Raw genomic sequence first — 21,841 nt, 5'->3', positions numbered from 1 at the left:
ACGGGACTTTCGTGCCAGGTCGGTCGCCGAGGACGTTACATATCCGGAAACGAAAACGCCCAAGGCCCTGTTATCGACCCTGAGCGTGGCATCCGGTTCAGCGCCAGCGGTTGACGCGGATCAGTCCGGCAGTTCCTCAAAGGCTCTGAATTTGCTCACCGTGGCGCAGTCGTAGCACATCGTCTGCAGGATCTGCTTGTCCATGCTGGCGTCAATGTTGCTCGAATCGCATTCGCGGCAGAACAGCCGCAGATGGCTGAGCAAGTCGCTGTCGAACGCCACGGCGGAAAAGAACTGCGGGACCAGTTCGTCACGCCAGTACATGCCCGGCGATTTGGAAAATCCGGCGCCGCTGTCCTTGAGCACCACGTCGTAGAGCAAGCGCTGCAAGGCCGTTTGCGGCACTCGCGCATCGCGATGGGCGTTCTTGCGCCAGTTGCGCGCGAGCGCGTCCTGCGCCGTGCTCAGCATGTTGCGCGGAATGGTGTTGGAGGCGTGGCTGCGCCCTTTGGAATTGCCGGTGGCATAAAAGTGCGTGGCGTTTCGTACCGCCAAGCGGGCGAAGTAATACAACTGACTCACCGAGAAGTCCTGCAGCAACTGCCCGACCACCTCCTCGGCACGGGCCTCGGCCGTGAAGGCAAAATCCACTTCAGCGGCCAGCACACGGATGTATTGAATGGACGCTTCGCGGGCGAGACTGAAGACCAGCGAATAGATTTCGCTCTTCCAGGCGGCTTTGACGCTGCCCGACAACTCCTGATACAGCACCTGATACAAATTCTCGCGGGCACAGCGCGTTACGCCATCGAGCGTGACGCTGGGCAGCCAGCGCACCGCGCTGTACTCGCGGATATTGCAGCCCTCGCTGCGATCGAAGGCGTTGATGTCGGAATCGGTGGAAACTGCCAGCACCCCGGCTTCGTGCAGGCTTTTGAGCAACTCTTCACGGGCCTCGAACGTCAGCGCGAGCAGCTCTTCTCTGGATGGTGCATTCAACGGCGCAATCCATTCAACGGTTGCGCCGTAACCATCATCCAGCAAAGCGAGCAACGTCAGCTTCTGCACAAACCCCAGATTGGCGTAAGGCACTGCGGGGCATCGCGCGCCATATCGAGCTTCCAATTCCAGGCGATCACGCGTGGCCCGGGCGGCAAGCTGCTGCTGGCGCACTTTGAAACATTCTGTGCAGCTGCAAGTCGTGTGGCGGGTATTGGTGCCGGGTAGGCTTTGCTGGTGCTCACAGCGTACGCATTTGAAGGTGCTGCGCAGCGAAAGCGGAGTGCCTCTGGCGTGTCGGCGCACCCACATCGGCAGTTTGCAGTAAGGACAGCTGAGGTCGGCACTGATGACCGGGGGCAAAACCTTGAGCAGACTGCGCACCGTTGCAGGGATCTGAAATTCCGCCATCAGCGCGGCAGTTTTCTCGCCTTCGAGATAGCGCTTGTAGATTTCCTCGATCTGTTCATCGGACAGGTGGCGGATTTCTTCGGCGCGGTCGAAATATTGGGTCATGGCAAAGGTCCCTTTTTGGGGTTGTCGTAACGCACTCCATTGCGCAAGAGCGGCGAAACTAACGGTAAAACTGTGGCGATCACAAGCGAAAAATCGCAATTTCGGGTGGATTTTGCGCATCCGGTAATTGCCTTACGCTGGCGTCGGATTTTCCCTTCTCGCTACTCGGAAATGGGCGACGGAAATATCCTGCTTTGCCACTTTTTGCCGATGCAGGCAGCGCAAACTGGTTGAGACTGGCAAAATCGCGCCTTCGAACAGACTCACCGCCGCCACTGCCCAGGATTTTCCCCATGCAAATGACCACCGCCCTACTGATCGTCAACCCGTGCGACGACGAAGAAGACAACATGGCCATGCTCTGCTGCCACAGCGACAAGGGCGAGATGTTCCTGATGAGCCGTTATCCGGATGAGGATGAGCTGGAGATCACCCTGGATGGCGAGCCTTCGACGCTTGACGGGGTGAAGGTCACGCTGACTTCGAAACTGCTGAAGATCGAGATTGCTGCGGCGGATGCCGATGCGTTGAATGGCGATGATGTGCTGGAGATCAGTTTTAATCCGGATATGGTGGATATGGATGAGGTTGTTGAGACTTTGAAGAATATTCTCGATGGAACAGGAACTTTTGTAATTAATCTGGAATAACCAGTTCGGCTCGCATGACAAGATAAATGACGAAGGCATTTGATCGCCTCTTATGCCATCGTCATTGATTGCACGCTAATTGACACCTCTACAAGTTCTAAACACCTGCAAACCATAATTCGCGCTAATTTTCCGCATAGAACGCCGCTGTGTTTAACAGCACGAAGTTCGATCCTACTACTCCTCAAGAAGCGCCCTACGCAATCATCGGAAGCCGTCTGATTGCGGGTTCAACTCTCCCTTGTTATTACTCGTTGCGCTTGCAAAAAAACATGCAAGCTCGGCGCGCAAAAAAATGCCGACAACGTGATATTCAATGGAGTCATATGTAATGGGTAGAAAACGTTCTGAAATAAACACCTTCGATGATTTGCCTTATGGCTCGGGCCACTTTGAAGGTTTCCTGGCGACGGAACTGGACTTCTTCGCCTCACTGACCCGCTGACTCGGCCTCCCGATCAGCCAATCCTGAAAATGCCGAAAGTCGATCTTTCGGCATTCAAGCCTACGAGGCTCACCATGTCAGAGCGTGAGATTTCATCCAGCGAAGCGTTTGTCCGAATAAACAATGTTATCCAGACACTGGGTTTGAGAGCGCGAGTGCGCTATGTAGATGACGGTAATCTGGTCGCTACTGCCGAACTCTATAACGAATACGACACGCTGATTGAATCAGGCGCAGGCAAAGGTCCCGACGCGCTTGTAGGTGCACTTGCTGAAAGCCTTGAGCACTAAGCGATGTTTCACGCCGAGCCGCCATTTTGCAAAACGCTTGGTTGCAGTGACATCGCTTCGCAGAACGGGGTCGAGTCGGACGGCATTTTCACAAGTCTGCGAAAAAACATCGAGCCACTACAGTGTCTGCAGCTTGCATCACTCGACGGCTGCGCCGGGCTTTTTGTGCCATGCGCCCTGCTGTATCCGGTCAAAGATGAACGTAAAACAACGAGTCAACCGACGCGCTTTTTAAATCGCTACGCCTCTAACTCAGGAACTGCTTTCGGCTGCACGAAATCAGAAGCACTGCTGCACGGTACCCTGGAACTGATTGAGCGACACCTGTTGTCCCGGTTTTTCATGGCCGTCTGCAGACTGATACCTCCGATCGATCTCTACTCACCGTCGGCGCCCCTGCTTGCGCAAGCCCTGTTCAACAACTCATACGCGCTACGGGCTGCCGAAGCTTTGCAGATCATCATTATCAAAGACGAGTCAGAAGTTTATCTGGCAGTTGCATTACCACGAACCGGCCCCGGCGACCGACATATATCCGCAATCGGCTCCGGCTGTTCTTTGGACATATTTATCGCCATCCAAAGAGCGGTAACGGAGCAATTCCAATCAAACGCCTTATACGACGCCAACGATGAAATCGCGGACCGAAAGATACTTGATGTGCTTTGTCAATCCGAGAAACTGGAACAGCTGATAGACTTTGCACCTGTTAAAAACTTGAAACTCAATACACTGGCGCCGCCAAAAAACCTGCTTGCACTCTCTGTTCCTGAACAACTTGCCTTGCTCCGAAAAAACCTGAGCGGTATGAACAAAGTCTTATTTTTCAGAACAGTCATGGAGTATCCCGGGACCAACGTAGTTACCCAGACTTATATCCCGGGTCTCGACCGATTCAACATAATCAGAAATGGCCAACCCGTAGCTCCTCAGCACATTCTGCTCGGCACCAGGAGCTCGCCAACGTCGTGATTCAAAACGACCACAGGCACATACTCATGCAGACATTTATAAGAACAGCCTGCGAGAAACATCGACTCCTGCTGGTGATGACAATAGGCGCAACCATCACCCTGAAAATCCTGGCCCTGGCTCCTCCTTTGTTATTGGGCAAGATCGTCGATTCACTAAACGATGCCGATCACACAACGTTGCGTACGCTGCTTTTTTTCACCGCAGCTTTTACGCTGGCCGGTTGCATTCAGTCGATGATCACCCCCCTGCAAACGCTGCTGCTCTCAAAGCTCGTCCAGCGAATTGTCATGGATGCTTCCATCAATTGGATGGCGCGGTTGATGGGCAAGGACTTTTCCCAGTTCGGCACGTGGCGAATAGGACAGTTCATCAAGTCGGTCGAGCGCGGAATCACTGCCCACGAACAGTTGCTGATGTTCTTCGTCACTACGGGTTTTCCCCTGTGTCTGGAGTTCCTTATTGTGGCCGGCGCATTCTGGTATATGGGCGGAGCCTGGGTTTTCTGCGCGCTAGCTGGCCTCGGTGGCTGTTATCTCTACACAACTCACCGGATCATTCGATGGCGCAGAAAACACATCGATGCTGTTAATGACCAGGAGGATGAGCTGAGTGCAACCTTGGTCAATACTTTGAGGGCTGGTAAATCGATAAAACTGGAACGCGCCGAACGCACGGCCCTACAACCCTTGAACCGAGCATTTGAGCGCTACGCCAACGCTGCTGTAACCGTAGCAGGCTCGGGCGGACTGTTGAGCGCGGCGAAGATTTTGTTTATCAGCCTGTCCACCGGCGGTTTGTTGGCTTGGGGAGTCATGGATCAGACGTCCGGACAAGCAAGTATCAGCGTCGGTCAGTTGGTAGCCATTTTCTCTATTGCTGGTACGTTCCTGTTGAATGTATCGGCGCTGACCGAAGGCTATCGGGTGCTGGATCAATTCTCGGCTGATCAACGGCGACTCAAAGAATTACTTGCAACTGCTGACTTCGATAACGATCGCCGCAATGACTCTGATGCGTTGCATAACCTATCAACATTACGGCTCGAGCCCTGCGAGATCACCCATAACGGTGTTGCGCAGCTATCAATTGCCAGCCAGATCAGCTTCCGACAGGGCCAATCCGTCGCGATCATCGGGCCCAGCGGCGCTGGCAAATCGACGTTACTCGAAGCGCTGGCAGGACTGGATTTTTCGGTGCGGCCCCGGCTGTTCATCGACGACCTGTGCATAGATCGCTTAAATGCTCGCGTTCATCTGGAAACGGTGCGTTACAGCCCCCAGTCTCCGCAGTTCCTGGAAGGAAGTTTTGAACAGTCCGTACTTTTCGGTGTTGAGCAGTCGAAAACATTGAACGAGGCAATTCAATCTCTCCAGCTTGATGAAATCATTGGCCGAGGTCACATCGCTGAAAACGCCACCAATATCTCCGGAGGTGAAGCGAAGCGGCTTTCGTTGCTGCGACTCCTGAATCGACCGGGCAAATTCAATCTGTTTGATGAGCCGAGTGCTTCGATTGAACCGAAACTCGCCACACCAGTGTGGGATTTGCTATTCAAGACATTCGCTGGACAGGGCTTGATATGTGTCACCCATGATGTTGAACATCTCCATCGTTTTGACCGCGTGCTCGTCATGCAGCAAGGCGCCATCGTTGATGAAGGCAAATGGTGCGAACTGCTAGAGCGCCCCGCCATCAAGGTCATATTGAACAGCTTGCACACGCAGACCTGAATCGTAGCAACGTCCAGAAACGCCCTACACAGTGCAAACGGAGGCCGATACTGACAAATCGCGCAAATGCCGTTAGTCGCCGCCCCCCGCGATGGATTAAAGTAACGCCCCCAGCCCTGGCGTTATACGAACGTCTTCGGTCACCCTTTCCAGGAACAGTCATCGATGGAACATCGTGAAGCGCTGCTGGCGCTGCGAACCTTTCTTTCAACGCAGATTCTCGGCCAGGAAAAACTCATCGAGCGCTTGCTCATCGCCCTGCTCGCCGACGGCCACATGCTGGTCGAGGGCGCTCCCGGTCTGGCCAAGACCAAAGCGATCAAAGAACTCGCCGAGGGCATCGAAGCCCAGTTCCATCGAATTCAGTTCACCCCCGACCTGCTGCCGGCCGACATCACCGGCACCGAAATCTACCGTCCGGAAACCGGCAGTTTCGTCTTCCAGCAAGGGCCGATCTTCCACAACCTGGTGCTGGCCGACGAAATCAACCGTGCGCCGGCCAAGGTGCAATCGGCCTTGCTCGAAGCGATGGCCGAGCGTCAGGTCAGCGTCGGGCGCAGCACCTATGAGCTGTCGCCGCTGTTTCTGGTGATGGCCACGCAGAACCCGATCGAACAGGAAGGCACCTATCCGCTGCCGGAAGCCCAGCTCGACCGTTTCCTCATGCACGTCAAGATCGGCTTCCCCGACGCCGCTGTCGAACGGCGCATCCTCCAGCAGGCCCGTGGCGAGGCGTTGAACGGTGAGACCAAGCCCGAGCGTCGGGTCAGCCAGCAGGCGATCTTCGCCGCGCGCAAGGAAATCCTTGGTTTGTACATGGCCGACGCCGTGGAGGAATACCTGGTGCAACTGGTCATGGCCACGCGCAACCCGGCCAAGTTCGACCCGGAAATGGCCGAGTGGATCGCTTACGGAGCCAGTCCGCGCGGTTCGATTGCCCTCGATCGCTGCGCCCGCGCCCACGCCTGGCTGGCCGGTCGTGATTTCGTCAGCCCGGAAGACATTCAGGCCGTACTGTTCGACGTGTTGCGCCATCGCATCATTCTGTCGTTCGAAGCCGAAGCCGCTGGCATCGATCAGGATCGCGTGGTGCAGCGGATTCTCGACGTCGTCGCCGTCGCTTGACCCCCATGAACGCCGCCCTGCCCTCCGAACCCGGTATCCGCATCAGCCTCGCCGAGCTGATCGAAATGCGTCACCGCGTGCGCGAGGTACAGCTGTTTTCCACGCCGAGTCAGCGCAGCCCGCTGATCGGCCTGCATCACTCGAAATTCCGTGGCCGTGGCGTCGACTTCGACCAAGTGCGGGTGTATCAGGCCGGTGACGACGTGCGCACCATCGACTGGCGCGTCACTGCGCGCACGCAGGAGCCGCACACCAAGCTGTTCCACGAAGAGCGCGAGCGACCGATTTTCATCATGGTCGAGCAAAGCACGCGGCTGTTTTTCGGCTCGGGGCTGATGTTCAAGTCAGTGCTGGCGGCGCAGGTTGCAGCGTTGATCGGCTGGGCCGCGCTGGGGCACAACGATCGCGTCGGCGGGCTGGTGTTTGGCGATAACGAGCACTACGAAATCAAGCCTCGGCGCAGCAAACAGAGCCTGCTGCAATTGCTCAACCGTCTGGTCAAGGTTAATCAGTCGCTGCACAGCGAGCGCGAGCCGGATCGCGATGCCTTCGGCGTGGCCCTGCGCCGCGCGCGGGAAGTGCTGCGCCCGGGCAGTCTGGCCATCGTTATTTGCGATGAGCGCGCGTTGTCCGACAGCGCCGAGCAGCAGTTGAGTTTGCTGGCGCGGCATTGCGATCTGCTGATGTTGCCGCTGTCCGATCCGCTCGATCATGCTCTGCCCGCCGCCGGCCTGCTGCGCTTCGCCGAACGTGGCGCACAACTGGAGATCGACACGCTGAACTTCGACCTGCGCCAGACCTACCGCGCCCAGGCCGAAGCGCGCATCGCTCGCTGGGAGCTGCTCGCACAAAAGCTGCGGGTGTTGCTGATGCCGTTGAGCACGCAGAGCGAAATGGTCGAGCAGATGCGCGAGTTCCTGAACCCGCAGCGTCCGGGGAAAGGTCGATGAACGGCCTCGAACAACTGCAACCGCTGATCTCGCCGCCGCCGATCGCCTTCTGGCCGCCGGCGCCTGGCTGGTGGCTGCTGCTTCTGCTGTTGCCGCTGCTGGGCTTTGCCGCGTGGAAGCTGCGCCGTTTCATTCCGATGAAGAAACGCCCGGTGGTACGCGCCGAGCAACCGCTGGACCCGGTGCGCATCGCCGCGCTCGCCGAACTGGCGCAAATGCCCAAGCCTTACGACGGCGCACCCGCCGGCGCCTGGCTGCAACAACTCAACGGCCTGCTCAAACGCCTGTGCCGCAACCACTATCCGTACAGCCAGAGCCACACCCTCAACGGGCGCAAATGGCTGGCCTTCCTCGATAACCGCTGCCCGGCTGCCGGCCTGACGCGGTGGATGGTGCTGGTCGAAGGCGCGTACAAACCGGAATGCAAACTCGACGACAAAGCCATCGCCGGCCTGACCCAAGCGGTCGACACGTGGATTCGCAAACATGTTTGAGTTCGCCTGGCCGTGGATCTTCGTGCTGTTGCCGCTGCCGTGGCTGATGCGTCTGGTCCTGCCGGTGGCCGACAGCGGCGAGCCGGCATTGAAAGTCAGTTTCCTCGCCGACCTCGAAGGCCTCGCCCGCCGCCGCGCCCGCGCCAACTTGCCGGCGTGGCGGCAGCAGGCGCCGTTTATCTTGCTGTGGCTGATCTTGCTGATCGCCGCCGCGCGCCCGCAATGGCTTGGCGAGCCACTGCCGATTGCCGCCAGTGGCCGTGATCTGCTGGTGGCGGTGGACGTGTCCGGTTCGATGGATTTTCCCGACATGCAGTGGCAGGACGAAGAAGTCAGTCGCCTGTCGCTGGTGCAGCACTTGCTCGGCGATTTCCTCGAAAGCCGCGACGGCGATCGCGTCGGTCTGATCCTGTTCGGCAGCCAGGCCTACCTGCAAGCACCACTGACCTTTGACCGGCGCACCGTTCGCATCTGGCTCGACGAAGCGCGGATCGGTATCGCTGGCAAAAACACCGCGATCGGCGATGCCATCGGCCTGGCCCTGAAACGCCTGCGCCTGCGCCCGGCGCAAAGTCGCGTGCTGATTCTGGTCACCGACGGCGCCAACAACGGCGGCGAAATCAATCCGCTGACCGCCGCAAAACTGGCCGCCAGCGAAGGCGTCAGAATCTATCCAATCGGCATCGGCGCCAATCCCGAGGACAGCGGCTCGACCGGCCTGCTCGGGGTCAATCCGAGCCTTGATCTGGACGAACCGGCGCTCAAGGCCATCGCCGAAATCACCGGCGGCCAGTACTTCCGCGCCCACGACGGCTTGGAGCTGCAAGCGATCAAGGACACCCTCGATCAGCTCGAACCGGTGACCCAGCAACCGACTCAGGCACGTCCGGCGCAAGCCTTGTATCACTGGCCGCTGGCATTGGCGCTGTGGTTGAGCCTGTTGCTGGTCGTTCGCGAACTGTGGCCGGACAATCCGCTGCAACGCCTGTTCAGCAAGCAACTGTATTTGCAAAGTCCGCTGCCGGACTGGCGTCAGCGCTTGCAGCGTTTGCGCCTGCGGAGGCGCCGATGATCGCGCTCTGGCCGCACTGGTTCCGCCCTTGGTGGCTGCTGCTGTTGCCGCTGCTCGGCTGGCTGCTCTGGCAACTCTGGCACCGGCAGAAACGCGCCGGGCGCTGGCAGATGATTCTGCCGCCTGCATTTCACGCTGCGCTGCTCAGTAGCGGCAGCGGGCGCCAAAGCAAACTGCCGTGGGTCGCCCTTGGCGTGGCGTGGTTGCTGACCATTCTGGCCTTGCTCGGGCCGAGCTGGGAGCGCGTCGAACAGACCAGCCAGAAACCCGCCGACCCGCTGGTAGTCGTGCTCGAACTGACCCCGGAGATGCTCGCCACCGACTCGCCACCGACGCGTCTCGAACAGGCGCGGCGCAAGCTGTTCGACCTGTTGCAGGCGCGCAGCGATGCGCAGACCGCCATCGTCGTCTATGCCGGCAGCGCGCACACGCTGGTGCCGCTGTCGGATGATCTGGCCACCAGTCGCAATCTGCTCGACGCGCTGAAGCCGTCGCTGATGCCGGAAGCCGGCCACCGCGCCGATCTGGCCGTGGGCAAAGCATTGGCCTTGCTCAAGCAAGGTGCGCTGGGACAGGGGCGGATTCTGCTGATCGGTTCGTCGCTCAATGAAGAAGAACGGCGCGGTATCCGCCGCGCGCTGAATGGCGAGTCGACGCAACTGCTGATGCTCGGCATCGGCACCGCCGAAGGTGCGCCGATCGCCCAGGAGGACGGCAGTTTCCTCAAGGACGAGCAAGGCGCGATCCGCGTGCCACAACTCGATAGCCCGGGCCTGGCGACATTCCTAAACAGCGTCGGCGGTGAGTATCACCCGGCGCGACTCGATGAGGCTGATCTTGGCGCCCTTGGTCTGCTCAACGGCCCGCGCAGCCTGCGCGACGACGGCCAGACCGTGCGCCTCGACACGTGGGCCGATCAGGGTTACTGGCTGCTGCTGCCACTGCTGTTGCTGGCGGCGTGTGCCGGGCGCCGTGGTTGGCTGTTCTGCCTGCCGCTGCTGTGGTGCCTGCCGCAACCGAGCTACGCTTTCGACTTCGAAGATTTGTGGCTGCGCCCCGACCAGCAGGGTTTGCACCTGCTCAAGCAGAAACGCCCGGCCGAAGCCGCGCAGCATTTTGACGATCATCAGTGGCAAGGGGTGGCGTTGTACGAGGCCGGCGACTACAGTGGCGCCGCTCAGCGTTTTGCCGAGGGCAGCGATGCCCGCGCCCACTACAATCGTGGCAACGCCTTGGCAAAAAGTGGCGAGCTGGAAGCAGCAATCGACGCCTACGAACAGGCGCTGGAACTGCAACCGGATCTACGTCCGGCGCAGACCAACAAGGCGCTGGTGGAAAACCTGCTGAAGCAGAAAAACGCCCCGCCGCCGCCCGAGCCGGACAACCAGCCCAACGAACAAAGTCTGCCCGGCGATGAGCCTTCGCCCACCACCGCGCCCCCTCCGGCGGTGAGCAGTGAAACCCAGAGCGAGGCGCAACCGGCCGAGTCGGCCAGCGAACCGCCGCCGACCGCCCCGCCGCTGCCCGGCCCCAATGAAATCCCCGGCAGCGACGAGGAAGAGGAAACCGACACGGTGCCGACCCTGCGCCCGAGCGAGAACAACCTCGAAGGCGAGCAGCGTCAGGCGCTCGAGCAATGGCTAGGCAAGATCCCGGACGACCCGGGCGAACTGCTCAGGCGCAAATTCTGGTACGAACAGCAACAACATCAGGATCAGGAAAACAATCGATGACCCGCTTCACCGCTCTCTTGCTGCCCCTGCTGATCTGCACGGCCACCGCTCAGGCGGCCGAGCTGACCGCCAGCGTGGATCGCAGTCGCCTGAACTCCGGCGAGACGGTCGAGCTCACCCTCGAAACTGACGACGTCACCCAGTTCGGCAAGCCCGATCTGTCGGCGCTGGAAGCGTTGTTCGAAGTGCGCGGCACGCGCCAGGTCAACCAGCTCAACACCCTCAACGGCGACAACCGCGCGACCACACGCTGGATCATCACCCTGCTGCCGAAAGAAAACGGCAGCGTAGTGATTCCGCCGCTGCAACTGGGCGAAGCACAGAGCCAGCCGATCACCGTGCAGGTGATCGCCAGTGACAACCGCGAAGACAACAACAGCCTCGATCCGGTGTTCATCGAAGCCAGCCTCGATCAGACCAGCGTTTACGTGCAGGCCCAGGCCATCCTGACTTTGCGCATTTATCACTCGGTTTCGCTGTACGACGACAGCAGCCTGAGCCCGCTGCAAATCGCCGATGCGCGCATCGAACAACTTGGCGACACGCGCACCTATGAAAAAGACATCAATGGCCTGCGCCACGGTGTGATCGAGATGCGCTACGCGATCTATCCGCAACACAGCGGCCTGCTGACGATCGCCCCGCAGACGTTCAGCGCCACGCTGGTCGATACCGCGCCATCAGCAGACGCCTCGGGGCCCAAGCCCGGCAAACTGATGCGCGTGAGCTCGGCGTCGATTCCGCTGACGGTCAAACCGAAACCGCTGACCTACCCGGTCGATGCACCATGGCTGCCGGCGCGCAACCTCAGCCTCAGCGAAAGCTGGAGCCCGGAACCGGATCACACCCAGGTCGGCGATTCCCTCACCCGCAGCCTGACCCTGAAAGTCGAAGGCCTCGCCAGCTCGCAACTGCCAGCCCTGCCCGCCACCGACGTCAACGGCCTGCGCCGCTACCCCGACCAACCGGTGCTGAGCAACCAGAGCAGCGACCGCGGCATCATCGGCACCCGCGAAGAACGCGAAGCCCTGGTGCCCAGCCGCAGCGGCGCGATCGACCTGCCAACCGTCGACGTAGTCTGGTGGAACACCTTCGAAGACCACCTCGAACACAGCAGCCTGCCCGCGCGCACCCTGCAAGTGGCGAACAACCCCAGCCTGCAAATCGACACCCCGGCCGGCACCCTGCAACCGAGCACGCCCGACAACGACACCCTGTGGTGGTGGAAACTCAGCACCCTGATCCTCGCCTGCACCACCCTGCTCGGCTTCGGCCTCTGGTGGCGCGCCCGCTGGCAACCGGCAATCCACCGCGCCGCCCAGACCGGCCCGAGTCCACGCACCCTGCTCGACGACATCAAACGCGCCAGCCAGGCCAACGACCCCCACGCCACCCGCCAGGCACTGGACGCCTGGGCGCGGCAGCAGCCGGAGACACTGGCAGACATGGCCGCGCGGTTTGTACCGCTGTCGGACGCGCTGGATGGCTTGAACGGCGCGCTGTACAGCGAGACCGGGCAGCATTGGCAGGGTGAGGATTTGTGGCGGGCGATTCGAACGATTCCAGCCGCCGAGCGTGTGCAGGATCCGGTGGGTGAGAGTGGATTGCCGCCGCTTTATCCGAAGTGAAAAGCAAAAGATCGCAGCCTTTGGCAGGCCCTACGGATAGTGTGTAGGAGCTGCCGAAGGCTGCGATCTTTTGGTCTGAAAGTCTGGAATCAATAAGCGAATTTTGTTTGGACTTGTTCGCCTTCGCGGTATGACATGACGAATGATTTCCATGGCTCGCCACGCTTGACTGCGCTGTCCTGTAATTCGCGGACCAGACGTAGAATTATCGCGCCGTTGATGTCTTCCTCGACATTCCAGTCCTCGACGCCGTCTTTCTCAACGCATAGCTCCGTCTCGATGTAGCCCTCCCCCAACTCCACGCCATAACGGAACGCGTCATAGCCATGGACGATGCCGGCTTCGACCACCTGAAAAATTCCTTGGATGATTTTTATATCTTCGGTAATCACTGTAAAACCTCCAGATTGCGACTGAAGCTGAGTTCCTCTGAGATGTCCAATCCATAAGCTATTTGTTTCCCGCGCTTCTCCTCATGCGCCACCAACTTCTACATAGACAGCCTCAACGATGGCGTCGTCTTCCCTGAAATCAGGCACATAAAACCTTAAACCCACGCCAGTGACACTGAAGCCTGAATTATTGAAAACCAGAACCTCTCCTCGCTTGGCCAAAAACTGTCGAACCACAAGCGCATCTTCACCGACCAGTTTCTGGTTGTCCCAAACAAGCTCACTCCATTTCAAAAACTCAACGCCAAAGACCCGGTAGCGCTCATCAAAGTAAACGTGCACGCCTAAATCATCGTAAGCGTCGGTCGGTACTGTCGAATCTTCGGCTTTGTAAAACGCCTCAAACCGACCACCAAGCGCCTTCCTTGATTCTTCTCGGGACATGCCAGCGTGAATCAATCCGAGATCACCGCGACTTAAAAAACTAAATACTATTGTCATTTTCTTCTGGGATCTCCTGAACCAAGAAAGATGCGCAGTTCCTTCCTAGATGGTCAGGCTTGACGCCCGCGCCCCTTACTAAAGACCCGATGTCGTCGCATTCTGCACCTATGGATAACTCACTGGTGGTAGCCCTGATCATCAAATCCTTCTGGAATATCCGGCCAGACTGGCTTGCGCAGCAGTGCATCCAAATCGTCGAAAATATCCCTGAAAAAATTGGCGAGATCCATGAAGTCCACACGTGAATTCATCAGCGCAACTTTCAACATGACATCGTCTGCATTTTCCTTGGCGGATGCCGCTCTGGACATATTGTAGAAAGCGTTTGCTAGCCTTTCCGCTAACTCGTCTTCCCAGTTCAGCTTGTAATCAGCTTCCCAACTGTCACCATCAAAATCACCGGCTTTATCTTTAACCAACTGGATGATCAGTTTCTTTACTGACTCGAAATCATTCATCTTTCAACTTTCTCTTGATCGGATAACTTTTAGCTGCGCTAGACAAATGGAACACTTCTACTTATCAGATATAGCTCCCACTTAAGAGGACATCTACTTCAGCGTTACTTTCAGGATGGCGCTGTAGGTATTTATCACAAGCTAGCCGAAGGTATTCCATGCAGACCTCTTCACTGACAATAATTGTGTCTGCATCGCTAGAGGGATACCCATAAGAAAACTCCACTCCTTCAAAATGGTCCTCTTCAAATGAGCTATTTACAGCAGGGAAGTTACAGTATGCTCCATCAACACTGAACCCCCAACGCCTCACAATATAGCCGGCCGCCTCGATGAAACGGCCATCATCATACATCCTGTCAAAATACCCTTTGACAATCCAATAAGGGTCTGACTGGCGGTATGGCTGACCGAACAGCTCCTTCATAACAACCTCACTTCATTGCCGGATCATACACTGTCATTTCTTGGGTCTTCTGAACCGGAAACAATGTCCAACTCGTCCCACAGCATCGACAAGCCTATGCTTTCCATATAAGTCCCAAAATCCAGAAAAGGCGCAACGCCGATCGCCTCAATTGAAAACCAGGTAGCGTCGCACTCTGGGCACATGAATAATTCTTTGCCAGTGGCCTTGACATGGGCACAGACAATGTAATCCTGCTGACATCTTGGGCAGATGATCATCTCTGGCTCCTGTTAGAACACGACGCCGTTGAATGAATTTTCGCGGCGCAGATTGATATATAAAGTGGTGATCAAGTCGTCGTCATCGTCAACATAGAACCCCATACCCAACTCACCGACTTCAAATCCGTCATCGTCAATGACGGGGTCAATACCATGGCGACGAAACAAAGCCAATACGTCCGTGGATGTTTCGCCTACCAGCTTGTGCCTGCTCCAGGACACCGTGCTTCTTTCGAAAAACTCTACCCCTTTAACTATATCTCGCTCGTCGTAGTAGACATGAAGATCGAGCTGAATATAAGCATCGGTAGTATTCAAGGAGTCAGTTGTTTTCCAGAACACTTCGAAACCGGCTCCAAGAATGTCGCGCACTTGACCTCTGGACAACTTTCCATTCAAAGGGCCGGCCGCTCCGTACTCCGCAATTGAAAAGTCCATTTGAAGCCTCTTGCTGGCGAACAATCCAGTTTCCACTCTTTCCCCGAAAGCATGTGGGCGCGTTCTATCATAGCTCCTTGATATAGGAAGAAAAGTTTCCACCACCTTGATCAATATGTAGTCGTTCGCATTTATTACATCGATAAACAGTAGTAGCACCCGCACCTATCTGCTGATAGAACTCTTCCTCAGACAACCAACGATCTGCCAAGGCAGCACCCAGCTCATCTATCTTTCGCTCGGCAACCATCGAATATTCTGACTCGGACGTACCATGAGACAAATTGATTATCTGACCGCAGACACAGGAAAATTTAGGCATTGTATTGGTGGCTCAACTCAAGAAATGTAAAAAACTCGCCCACGGTCTTGAGGCGGACACATCAAAACAAAAAATCTTTCATCAGCGAGTGTTGGGAAGGGATCAATCATTGTTTCACCTGATAAAACGTAACCACCGGGCCGTAATCCTCATCCGAGTTCGACACCTCGACAGTGAATAATGTGTCCGGGAATTTCTCCTTCAACACCACTCGCCAGGCAAACCCGATCATCTCGCACAGCTGAAGAAATATTCTCGGCGATACACCATTTCCGTATTGGCCAAAAACATCATAAATCTTCACATAATTCATAAGCCGCTCAACCTCCGCCATGTCGCCAGCGGCCAGGTTCACGCAGCGCGCGAACGCTTCGTGTGAAAAATTTCGCTCGAGGAAGACGCCTCCCTCAGACACGATGAACGTCGGGAACAGCAACGTGGAAAACATCAATATCTGTTCCGGGTGGCATTGGTCGTTGATATACGAATGAATATCCAGGCCTTCCTGATTCGACCACTGCTGCTTCCATGTGTCGAAGGGTTCTGTGTCGATAACCCATGGTATAGAGTTGATCACTTGCATTACATTGGCTCCCCACTCGATCTTCGGGCGTCAGCTTTATCGAATAACGCTGAAGACTGGACGTAACGCTTGCGACTGAGATGATATCAATACGATGGCTCGATATTAGGTAGCCGCTGTAAGGGCGTCAACGAGCGAATCGTCGAAATGCCCTGCGGCGTTCCGCTGGGACAAGCTCCACCGGCGCAATAATCTGTAAACTCTCCCCTCTTTCGCCGCCCTCATTTCATCTGCGGCCATCACCTCTTTTCTGTAGCGGAGTCCACCTTGCGTCTGTTCCACACCTCCGACTGGCACCTTGGGCAAAACCTGCACGGCCAGGAGCGCGATTTCGAGCACGCGTGTTTTCTCGAATGGCTGCTGCGCCAGTTGCACTTGGCGCAGCCGGATGTGCTGCTGATCGCCGGGGACATCTTCGATACGGTCAATCCGCCGGTCAAAGCGCAGGAACGCCTCTACGACTTCATCGTCAGCGCTCACGAACAGCAGCCGTTGCTGACCATCGTGATGATCGCCGGCAACCATGATTCCGGTTCGCGGATCGAACTGCCGGCGCCGTTGATGCGGCGTTTGCGCACCCACGCGTTGGGTCGGGTGCTGTGGCTGGATGACGGCCAACTCGATGCAGAGCGCTTGTTGCTGCCGCTACCGAATGCGCAGGGAGAAATCGCCGCGTGGTGTCTGGCGCTGCCGTTCTTGCGCCCGGCGGAAGTCACTGGCGCGCATCTGGGCGACAACTATTTGCGCGGCATCGGTCAGGTACATGAGTGGCTGATCGCGGCGGCGAATGCCAAGCGCCAGCCCGGGCAGGCGTTGATCGCTATCAGCCACGCGCACATGGCCGGGGGCTCGGTGTCGGAGGATTCCGAGCGCAGCCTGATCATCGGCAATGCCGAAGCGCTGCCCGCCAGCCTGTTCGGCGAAAGCATCAGTTACGTCGCCCTCGGCCATTTGCACAAGCCGCAGAAGGTCAACGGCGAGGAGCGCATCCGCTACAGCGGCTCGCCGATTCCGCTGTCGTTCTCCGAAATCGGTTATCAGCATCAGATTCTCGATGTGGTCCTGGACGGTGAAACACTGGTCAGCGTCGAGCCGAAACTGATCCCGCGCTCGGTCAATCTGCAGCGCATCGGCCCGGCGCCGCTGGCCGAGATTCTGCTGCAACTGGCCGATCTGCCGAACATCGATCTGCTCGCCGAAACCCAGCGCCAGCCCTGGCTCGAAGTGCGCGTGCGCCTGGATGAGCCGCAGCCCGATCTGCGCCATCAAGTGGAAACCGCACTGCAAGGCAAAGCCGTGCGACTGGTGCGCATTGCCGCTGAATACGCCGGCAATCGCGGCGTCGATGGCAGCGATGACGGCAGCACGCTGATCGAACTCGACCAGCTCACCCCGCAGGAACTGTTCAGCCGCGCCTGGCTCGACAACTACGGCAGCGAGGTCGACGAGCAGACGCTCAAGGACTTCGCCGAACTGCTGCAGGACGTGCAACTGGAGGGCGAGCAGCCATGAAAATTCTCGCCATTCGTTTGAAGAACCTGGCCTCGCTGGCAGGTCCGTTCGAGATCGATTTCACCGCCGAACCGCTGGCCAGCGCCGGTCTGTTCGCAATCACCGGCCCGACCGGCGCCGGCAAAAGCACGTTGCTCGATGCCTTGTGTCTGGCGCTGTTTGGCGCTGTGCCGCGCCTGAACAACACCGGCCGCGATGCCAAAGTCCCCGACGCTGACGGTGAAATCGCCACTGGCGACCCGCGCACCTTACTGCGGCGCGGCACGGGTGAAGGCTATGCCGAAGTGGATTTTGTCGGCGTCGATGGCCGCCGCTATCGCGCGCGCTGGGAAGCCAATCGTGCTCGCGAGAAGGCTGGCGGCAAGTTGCAAGCGAGCCGGCAGAGCCTGCGCGACATCGATCAGGATCAACTGCTCGCCAGCCAGAAAGGCGAATACAAAACCCAGCTGGAAGCCGCGCTGGGCCTGAACTTTGAACAGTTCACCCGCGCTGTGCTGCTGGCGCAGAGTGAGTTCAGTGCGTTCCTCAAGGCTGACGATAACGACCGCAGTGAACTGCTGGAAAAACTCACCGACACCGCGCTGTACACCCGCCTCGGCCGCCGCGCCTTCGACAAGACCAAAGAAGCCCGTGAAGCGCACAAGCAGTTGCAGGATCAGGCCACCGGTGTGACGCCAATGGCCCCCGAAGCCCGCGCCGAACTCGACGAGCGTTTCAACACCGCGCAGCAACAGATGAAGGCGCAACAAGCGCAGCTCAAACTGCTTGAGCAACAACACGGTTGGCTGAAGGATTTGCGTCAGTTGCAGGACGCGCAAAAAGCCGCCAGCGAACAACTGCAAACCGCGCAACAGCAATGGCAGGCACTGGCCGGCGAGAGGGTAAAACTGACGCGTCTGGAACAGCTTGGCCCGCAGCGTCATCAGTTCGCGCGCAAGGCCGAGCTCGATGCGCTGCTGACGCCACTGGCGACGCAGATTGCCGCGCACACCCAACAACACGCGGCGCTGGGCGAACGCCAGACGGAGCTGGAACAGAACCTCGACGCAGCGAAAGTCGCCCTGAGCGCAGCGCAACAACGCCAGAGCGAAAATGCGCCGTTGCTGCGTCAGGCATTCGAAGAGCAAAGCACCCTCGCCCGCCTGATCAAGGACACCGCCAGCAGTGCCGAAGCCCGGCAAGCGGCCGAGCAAGCGTTCAAGGATGGCCAGAGCGCGATTCAGGCTTTGCAGGAAAAGCAGACTGAAGTCGCCGCGCGTTTGCAACGCATCGCCGCTGAGCTTGAGCAGAGTGCGCATCTGGCGCCGTTGAGCGATGCCTGGAGCGCCTATCGCGACCGTCTGCAACAGCTGATGCTGATCGGCAACCGCTTGAACAAGGGCCAGAGCGAACTGGCGTCGCTCGAACAGAACTCCGCGCACAGTGCTGAGCAACTGGCCTCGCACAAACAGCAACTGGAAGTGCTGTTCAAAGAAGCCGGCGCAGAGCCGGACGCAGTCGCCGAACAGATCGGCCTGCTTGGCACCTTGCTGCAGGACAACCGCAAACAGCTGCGCGCGATCGAAGACCTGTCGCGCCTGTGGGCGTCTCAGCAGGATCTGGACAAGCGCAGCGCCGAGTTGCAACAACGCCAGCTTGACGCGCAGCAGCAACGTGAACGTCTAACCCAGGACGGTGTGAAAACCAAGGCCGAACTGACCGTCGCCGAGCAGACCCTCAGCGTCACTCGCGAGCTGCTTGAACGTCAGCGGCTGGCGCGCAGTGCCAGTGTCGAAGAGTTGCGCGCGCAGTTGCAGGACGATCAGCCCTGCCCGGTCTGCGGCAGCAACGAGCATCCCTATCACCAGCCCGAAGCGCTGTTGCAAAGCCTTGGCCGTCACGATGAAAGCGAACAGGCCAACGCCCAGCAAGTGGTCGATCAGCTCAAGGAAAAACTGATCGAACTGCGCGGCGAAGTCGGTGGCGTGATCGCACAACAGAAAGAATTGCTCCAGCAACAGGAACAACTCGCGGCGCAGCAACAAGCCTTGGCCCCGAGCCTCGACGCGCATCCGCTGGCCGCGCAACTGTTCAATCAGGACGCCGACAAACGCGACGCCTGGCTCAGCCGCCAGACCGAGCAGTTGAACCAGAGCATCACTCAAGACGAACAACGGCAAAGCGCCCTGCTCACCTTGCAACAGGACGCGGCGCGCTTGTCGCAACAATTGCGTCAGGCCGAGGTGGCGCATCAGCAAGCGGCGCAACAGCTGAGCCATCAGCAGCATGAACTCAACAGCGACCGTCAGCGCCTTGAAGAAGAACTCAGCGCGTTCGGCCCGCTGCTGCCCGCTGACACCCTCGAAGCACTGCGCCTGGAGCCGGCCGCGACATTCATGCAGTTGGATCGGCAGATCGCCGAGCGTCTGGCCCAGCTTGAGCAGCAAAAGGAAGAGCTGAGCGAACAGCAGCAACGCCAGCAGACGTTGGAGAAAGAACAGGATCGCCAACAGCTGCGCACTCAGCAACTGCACAGCGCCGAGCAACAATTCACCGCGCTGACCGAGCAGCAGCAAAGCTGTCAGGAAAAGCTCGCGCAGTTACTTGGCGAGCACAGCAGCGCCGAGCATTGGCAGCAGCAGCTGGAACATGCGGTGGAACAGGCGCGCGTCGCCGAAACCAGTACGGCTGAAGAGCTGCAAAGCGTGCGCACGCAACTGGTGCAGATCGCAGCCGAACTCAAGTCTCAGCAGGATCGCCTGCAAGCATTGGAGGCTGAAGAACAGGCACTCGCCGGCAAGATCGCCGATTGGCGCGCCAGCCATCCGGAACTGGATGACAGCGGCCTGGAAGACTTGCTGCGCTTCGACGACGCGCAAGTCGCCGAACTGCGCCAGACCCTTCAGCACAACGAAAAAGCCATCGAACAAGCCCAGGTCCTGTTGCAGGAGCGCGATCAGCGTCTGCTTGATCACCAGGCCCGGCAGGACGGCAATCTTGACGCCGAACAGCTGGACAGCGCCCTCGCCGAGCTGCAAACCCGGTTTGCCGTCAGCGAGCAGCAATGCGCCGAACTGCGCGCCGAGCAGGTTGAAGACCAGCGCCGACAGAACGCCAATCAGGCGTTGGCCCAGCAGATCGCCGACGCCTATGCCGAGTACCAGCGCTGGGCGCGACTCAGTGCCTTGATCGGCTCGGCCACCGGCGACACCTTCCGCAAGATCGCCCAGGCCTACAACCTCGACCTGCTGGTGCATCACGCCAACGCGCAGCTGCGCCAACTGGTCAAACGCTATCGCCTCAAACGCGGCGGCAGCATGCTCGGCCTGCTGGTGATGGACACGGAAATGGGCGACGAACTGCGCTCGGTGCATTCGCTTTCCGGCGGCGAGACGTTCCTCGTATCACTCGCCCTTGCGCTGGGTCTGGCTTCGATGGCGTCGAGCACGCTGAAAATCGAATCGCTGTTTATCGACGAAGGTTTCGGCAGCCTTGATCCTGAATCCTTGCAACTGGCCATGGACGCGCTCGATGGCTTGCAGGCGCAGGGACGCAAGGTGGCGGTGATTTCCCATGTGCAGGAAATGCACGAACGCATCCCGGTGCAGATTCAGGTGCGGCGCCAGGGCAACGGTTTGAGCACGCTGGAGGTGAAATGAACACGCTGTATTCCTTCCGCCGCTGCCCTTACGCCATGCGTGCGCGAATGGCGCTGCGTTATGCGGGCGTGCCGGTGGAGATTGTCGAAGTCAGTCTCAAGGACAAACCGGCGCAGATGCTGGCGCTCTCGCCCAAGGGCACGGTGCCGGTGCTGAATGCCGATGGCGTGGTGATCGATGAGAGTCTGCAGATCATGCGCTGGGCGTTGGCGCAGAATGATCCGGATGATTGGTTGCTGGCCGGTGATTCGTTCGCGGCGCTGTGGATGGAGAAACTGATTGAAGGCAATGATCAGATTTTCAAATCGGCTTTGAATCGCTACAAGTACGCCGAGCGTTACCCTGAGCAGCCGATGGAAGCTTATCGGGCTGAAGGTGCGTTGTTTCTGCAGAAACTGGATGAGCTGCTCGAAGGCCGCGATTATTTGCTCGCCGATCACCCAAGCCTCGCCGACATCGCCCTGCTGCCCTTCGTCCGACAGTTCGCTCATGTTGATCGCGAGTGGTTTGCGCAGACGCCTTATCTTCGCTTGCAGGCCTGGTTGCAGCGCTTGCTCGAATCTGAGCTGTTCACCTCGGTCATGAAGAAGTAACCCTCTCTCCCTCTTGATCGTTCCCACGCTCTGCGTGGGAATGCAGCCGGGGACGCTCTGCGTCCCATTGGAACGCGGAGCGTCCCTTGAGGCATTCCCACGCA

At 58.5% G+C, this 21,841-nt stretch carries 22 protein-coding genes; 13 read left to right on the top strand and 9 right to left on the bottom strand.

The features are described from left to right. Window positions 1–120: 120 nt before the first annotated feature. Together D8U60_RS20710 and D8U60_RS20705 are read right to left on the bottom strand one after the other, a co-directional pair. Window positions 121–1,515 (bottom strand): hypothetical protein, encoded by a 1,395-nt coding sequence (locus D8U60_RS20710; protein ID WP_130900814.1) that lies wholly within the window; start codon window positions 1,513–1,515, stop codon window positions 121–123. A 79-nt stretch (window positions 1,516–1,594) separates the two neighbouring features. Further along, window positions 1,595–1,810: a hypothetical protein gene (locus D8U60_RS20705; protein WP_130900813.1), complete on the bottom strand. Its 216-nt coding sequence runs from the start codon at window positions 1,808–1,810 to the stop codon at window positions 1,595–1,597. Between D8U60_RS20705 and D8U60_RS20700 the strand changes: the two genes are divergently transcribed. The 10 genes from D8U60_RS20700 (at window position 1,809) to D8U60_RS20655 (ending at window position 12,607) form a co-directional block, all read left to right on the top strand. Next, entirely contained in the window at window positions 1,809–2,165 is a 357-nt protein-coding gene (locus D8U60_RS20700; protein WP_110647060.1) for a hypothetical protein, read from the top strand. The genes D8U60_RS20705 and D8U60_RS20700 overlap by 2 nt on opposite strands. Before the next feature lie 519 nt (window positions 2,166–2,684). Further along, window positions 2,685–2,900 carry a hypothetical protein gene (locus D8U60_RS20695; RefSeq protein ID WP_130900812.1) on the top strand — a complete coding sequence of 72 codons (216 nt, stop codon included), beginning with the start codon at window positions 2,685–2,687 and terminating at the stop codon, window positions 2,898–2,900. Window positions 2,901–2,903: 3 nt separating this feature from the next. Further along, a complete protein-coding gene (locus D8U60_RS20690; protein ID WP_130900811.1) occupies window positions 2,904–3,872 on the top strand; it encodes a YcaO-like family protein in 969 nt (322 codons plus the stop codon). A 26-nt stretch (window positions 3,873–3,898) separates the two neighbouring features. After that, window positions 3,899–5,605, top strand: a complete 1,707-nt coding sequence (locus D8U60_RS20685; protein WP_130900810.1) for an ATP-binding cassette domain-containing protein — start codon at window positions 3,899–3,901, stop codon at window positions 5,603–5,605. Window positions 5,606–5,770: 165 nt separating this feature from the next. Further along, window positions 5,771–6,730, top strand: coding sequence for a MoxR family ATPase (locus tag D8U60_RS20680; RefSeq protein ID WP_007913915.1), 960 nt, complete (start codon window positions 5,771–5,773; stop codon window positions 6,728–6,730). Window positions 6,731–6,735: 5 nt separating this feature from the next. Next, a complete protein-coding gene (locus D8U60_RS20675; protein WP_016774988.1) occupies window positions 6,736–7,680 on the top strand; it encodes a DUF58 domain-containing protein in 945 nt (314 codons plus the stop codon). Further along, the gene (locus tag D8U60_RS20670) at window positions 7,677–8,174 is read left to right on the top strand and encodes a DUF4381 domain-containing protein (RefSeq protein WP_122750528.1); all 498 of its coding nucleotides are present in this window, start codon (window positions 7,677–7,679) and stop codon (window positions 8,172–8,174) included. The genes D8U60_RS20675 and D8U60_RS20670 overlap by 4 nt, the downstream gene beginning before the upstream one ends. Continuing rightward, window positions 8,167–9,246 (top strand): VWA domain-containing protein, encoded by a 1,080-nt coding sequence (locus D8U60_RS20665; RefSeq protein ID WP_130900809.1) that lies wholly within the window; start codon window positions 8,167–8,169, stop codon window positions 9,244–9,246. Before D8U60_RS20670 ends, D8U60_RS20665 begins: the two co-directional genes overlap by 8 nt. Further along, window positions 9,243–10,979 (top strand): tetratricopeptide repeat protein, encoded by a 1,737-nt coding sequence (locus D8U60_RS20660; RefSeq protein ID WP_130900808.1) that lies wholly within the window; start codon window positions 9,243–9,245, stop codon window positions 10,977–10,979. The genes D8U60_RS20665 and D8U60_RS20660 overlap by 4 nt, the downstream gene beginning before the upstream one ends. Further along, window positions 10,976–12,607, top strand: coding sequence for a BatD family protein (locus tag D8U60_RS20655; RefSeq protein ID WP_130900807.1), 1,632 nt, complete (start codon window positions 10,976–10,978; stop codon window positions 12,605–12,607). Before D8U60_RS20660 ends, D8U60_RS20655 begins: the two co-directional genes overlap by 4 nt. 89 nt (window positions 12,608–12,696) lie before the next feature. On the opposite strand, the gene D8U60_RS20650 is transcribed toward D8U60_RS20655, so the two are convergent. The 7 genes from D8U60_RS20650 to D8U60_RS20615 all read right to left on the bottom strand — a co-directional run bounded on the left by D8U60_RS20650 (window position 12,697) and on the right by D8U60_RS20615 (window position 15,994). After that, on the bottom strand, window positions 12,697–12,999 hold the full coding sequence (locus D8U60_RS20650) for a hypothetical protein (RefSeq protein WP_122610885.1): 303 nt from the start codon (window positions 12,997–12,999) through the stop codon (window positions 12,697–12,699). Window positions 13,000–13,080: 81 nt separating this feature from the next. Beyond that, window positions 13,081–13,500: a hypothetical protein gene (locus D8U60_RS20645; RefSeq protein WP_122610886.1), complete on the bottom strand. Its 420-nt coding sequence runs from the start codon at window positions 13,498–13,500 to the stop codon at window positions 13,081–13,083. Window positions 13,501–13,619: 119 nt separating this feature from the next. Further along, the gene (locus D8U60_RS20640) at window positions 13,620–13,961 is read right to left on the bottom strand and encodes a hypothetical protein (protein WP_122506743.1); all 342 of its coding nucleotides are present in this window, start codon (window positions 13,959–13,961) and stop codon (window positions 13,620–13,622) included. Window positions 13,962–14,025: 64 nt separating this feature from the next. Further along, window positions 14,026–14,388, bottom strand: a complete 363-nt coding sequence (gene cdiI, locus D8U60_RS20635) for a ribonuclease toxin immunity protein CdiI (RefSeq protein ID WP_122506870.1) — start codon at window positions 14,386–14,388, stop codon at window positions 14,026–14,028. Between the two features lie 23 nt (window positions 14,389–14,411). Further along, window positions 14,412–14,648, bottom strand: coding sequence for a hypothetical protein (locus D8U60_RS20630; protein ID WP_241663560.1), 237 nt, complete (start codon window positions 14,646–14,648; stop codon window positions 14,412–14,414). Window positions 14,649–14,660: 12 nt separating this feature from the next. Beyond that, a complete protein-coding gene (locus D8U60_RS20625) occupies window positions 14,661–15,089 on the bottom strand; it encodes a hypothetical protein (protein ID WP_130900806.1) in 429 nt (142 codons plus the stop codon). 428 nt (window positions 15,090–15,517) lie between these two features. After that, the gene (locus tag D8U60_RS20615; protein WP_130900805.1) at window positions 15,518–15,994 is read right to left on the bottom strand and encodes a hypothetical protein; all 477 of its coding nucleotides are present in this window, start codon (window positions 15,992–15,994) and stop codon (window positions 15,518–15,520) included. A 267-nt stretch (window positions 15,995–16,261) separates the two neighbouring features. Here D8U60_RS20615 and D8U60_RS20610 point away from each other — a divergent pair, with 267 nt between their 5' ends. Genes D8U60_RS20610 through D8U60_RS20600 form a run of 3 tightly spaced genes read left to right on the top strand, consistent with a single transcriptional unit; the run spans window position 16,262 to window position 21,737 of the window. Continuing rightward, complete coding sequence (locus D8U60_RS20610; RefSeq protein WP_130900804.1) at window positions 16,262–17,506, top strand: exonuclease SbcCD subunit D C-terminal domain-containing protein; 1,245 nt, start codon at window positions 16,262–16,264, stop codon at window positions 17,504–17,506. After that, window positions 17,503–21,144: an AAA family ATPase gene (locus D8U60_RS20605; RefSeq protein ID WP_130900803.1), complete on the top strand. Its 3,642-nt coding sequence runs from the start codon at window positions 17,503–17,505 to the stop codon at window positions 21,142–21,144. The genes D8U60_RS20610 and D8U60_RS20605 overlap by 4 nt, the downstream gene beginning before the upstream one ends. After that, window positions 21,141–21,737, top strand: a complete 597-nt coding sequence (locus D8U60_RS20600; RefSeq protein ID WP_130900802.1) for a glutathione S-transferase — start codon at window positions 21,141–21,143, stop codon at window positions 21,735–21,737. The genes D8U60_RS20605 and D8U60_RS20600 overlap by 4 nt, the downstream gene beginning before the upstream one ends. Window positions 21,738–21,841 lie beyond the last annotated feature (104 nt).

This window comes from Pseudomonas sp. Sample_11, from assembly GCF_004307505.1.
In the GTDB taxonomy this organism is placed as follows: Bacteria; Pseudomonadota; Gammaproteobacteria; order Pseudomonadales; family Pseudomonadaceae; genus Aquipseudomonas; species Aquipseudomonas atacamensis.
This window is presented reverse-complemented; position numbering and strand designations above follow the sequence as displayed.

Coding starts and splice junctions, on each gene's coding strand:
- D8U60_RS20710 (WP_130900814.1), bottom strand. CDS start 1,515: ATGACCCAATATTTCGACCGCGCCGAAGAAATCCGCCACCTGTCCGAT.
- D8U60_RS20700 (WP_110647060.1), top strand. CDS start 1,809: ATGCAAATGACCACCGCCCTACTGATCGTCAACCCGTGCGACGACGAA.
- D8U60_RS20705 (WP_130900813.1), bottom strand. CDS start 1,810: ATGGGGAAAATCCTGGGCAGTGGCGGCGGTGAGTCTGTTCGAAGGCGC.
- D8U60_RS20695 (WP_130900812.1), top strand. CDS start 2,685: ATGTCAGAGCGTGAGATTTCATCCAGCGAAGCGTTTGTCCGAATAAAC.
- D8U60_RS20690 (WP_130900811.1), top strand. CDS start 2,904: ATGTTTCACGCCGAGCCGCCATTTTGCAAAACGCTTGGTTGCAGTGAC.
- D8U60_RS20685 (WP_130900810.1), top strand. CDS start 3,899: ATGCAGACATTTATAAGAACAGCCTGCGAGAAACATCGACTCCTGCTG.
- D8U60_RS20680 (WP_007913915.1), top strand. CDS start 5,771: ATGGAACATCGTGAAGCGCTGCTGGCGCTGCGAACCTTTCTTTCAACG.
- D8U60_RS20675 (WP_016774988.1), top strand. CDS start 6,736: ATGAACGCCGCCCTGCCCTCCGAACCCGGTATCCGCATCAGCCTCGCC.
- D8U60_RS20670 (WP_122750528.1), top strand. CDS start 7,677: ATGAACGGCCTCGAACAACTGCAACCGCTGATCTCGCCGCCGCCGATC.
- D8U60_RS20665 (WP_130900809.1), top strand. CDS start 8,167: ATGTTTGAGTTCGCCTGGCCGTGGATCTTCGTGCTGTTGCCGCTGCCG.
- D8U60_RS20660 (WP_130900808.1), top strand. CDS start 9,243: ATGATCGCGCTCTGGCCGCACTGGTTCCGCCCTTGGTGGCTGCTGCTG.
- D8U60_RS20655 (WP_130900807.1), top strand. CDS start 10,976: ATGACCCGCTTCACCGCTCTCTTGCTGCCCCTGCTGATCTGCACGGCC.
- D8U60_RS20645 (WP_122610886.1), bottom strand. CDS start 13,500: ATGACAATAGTATTTAGTTTTTTAAGTCGCGGTGATCTCGGATTGATT.
- D8U60_RS20640 (WP_122506743.1), bottom strand. CDS start 13,961: ATGAATGATTTCGAGTCAGTAAAGAAACTGATCATCCAGTTGGTTAAA.
- cdiI (WP_122506870.1), bottom strand. CDS start 14,388: ATGAAGGAGCTGTTCGGTCAGCCATACCGCCAGTCAGACCCTTATTGG.
- D8U60_RS20630 (WP_241663560.1), bottom strand. CDS start 14,648: ATGATCATCTGCCCAAGATGTCAGCAGGATTACATTGTCTGTGCCCAT.
- D8U60_RS20625 (WP_130900806.1), bottom strand. CDS start 15,089: ATGGACTTTTCAATTGCGGAGTACGGAGCGGCCGGCCCTTTGAATGGA.
- D8U60_RS20615 (WP_130900805.1), bottom strand. CDS start 15,994: ATGCAAGTGATCAACTCTATACCATGGGTTATCGACACAGAACCCTTC.
- D8U60_RS20605 (WP_130900803.1), top strand. CDS start 17,503: ATGAAAATTCTCGCCATTCGTTTGAAGAACCTGGCCTCGCTGGCAGGT.
- D8U60_RS20600 (WP_130900802.1), top strand. CDS start 21,141: ATGAACACGCTGTATTCCTTCCGCCGCTGCCCTTACGCCATGCGTGCG.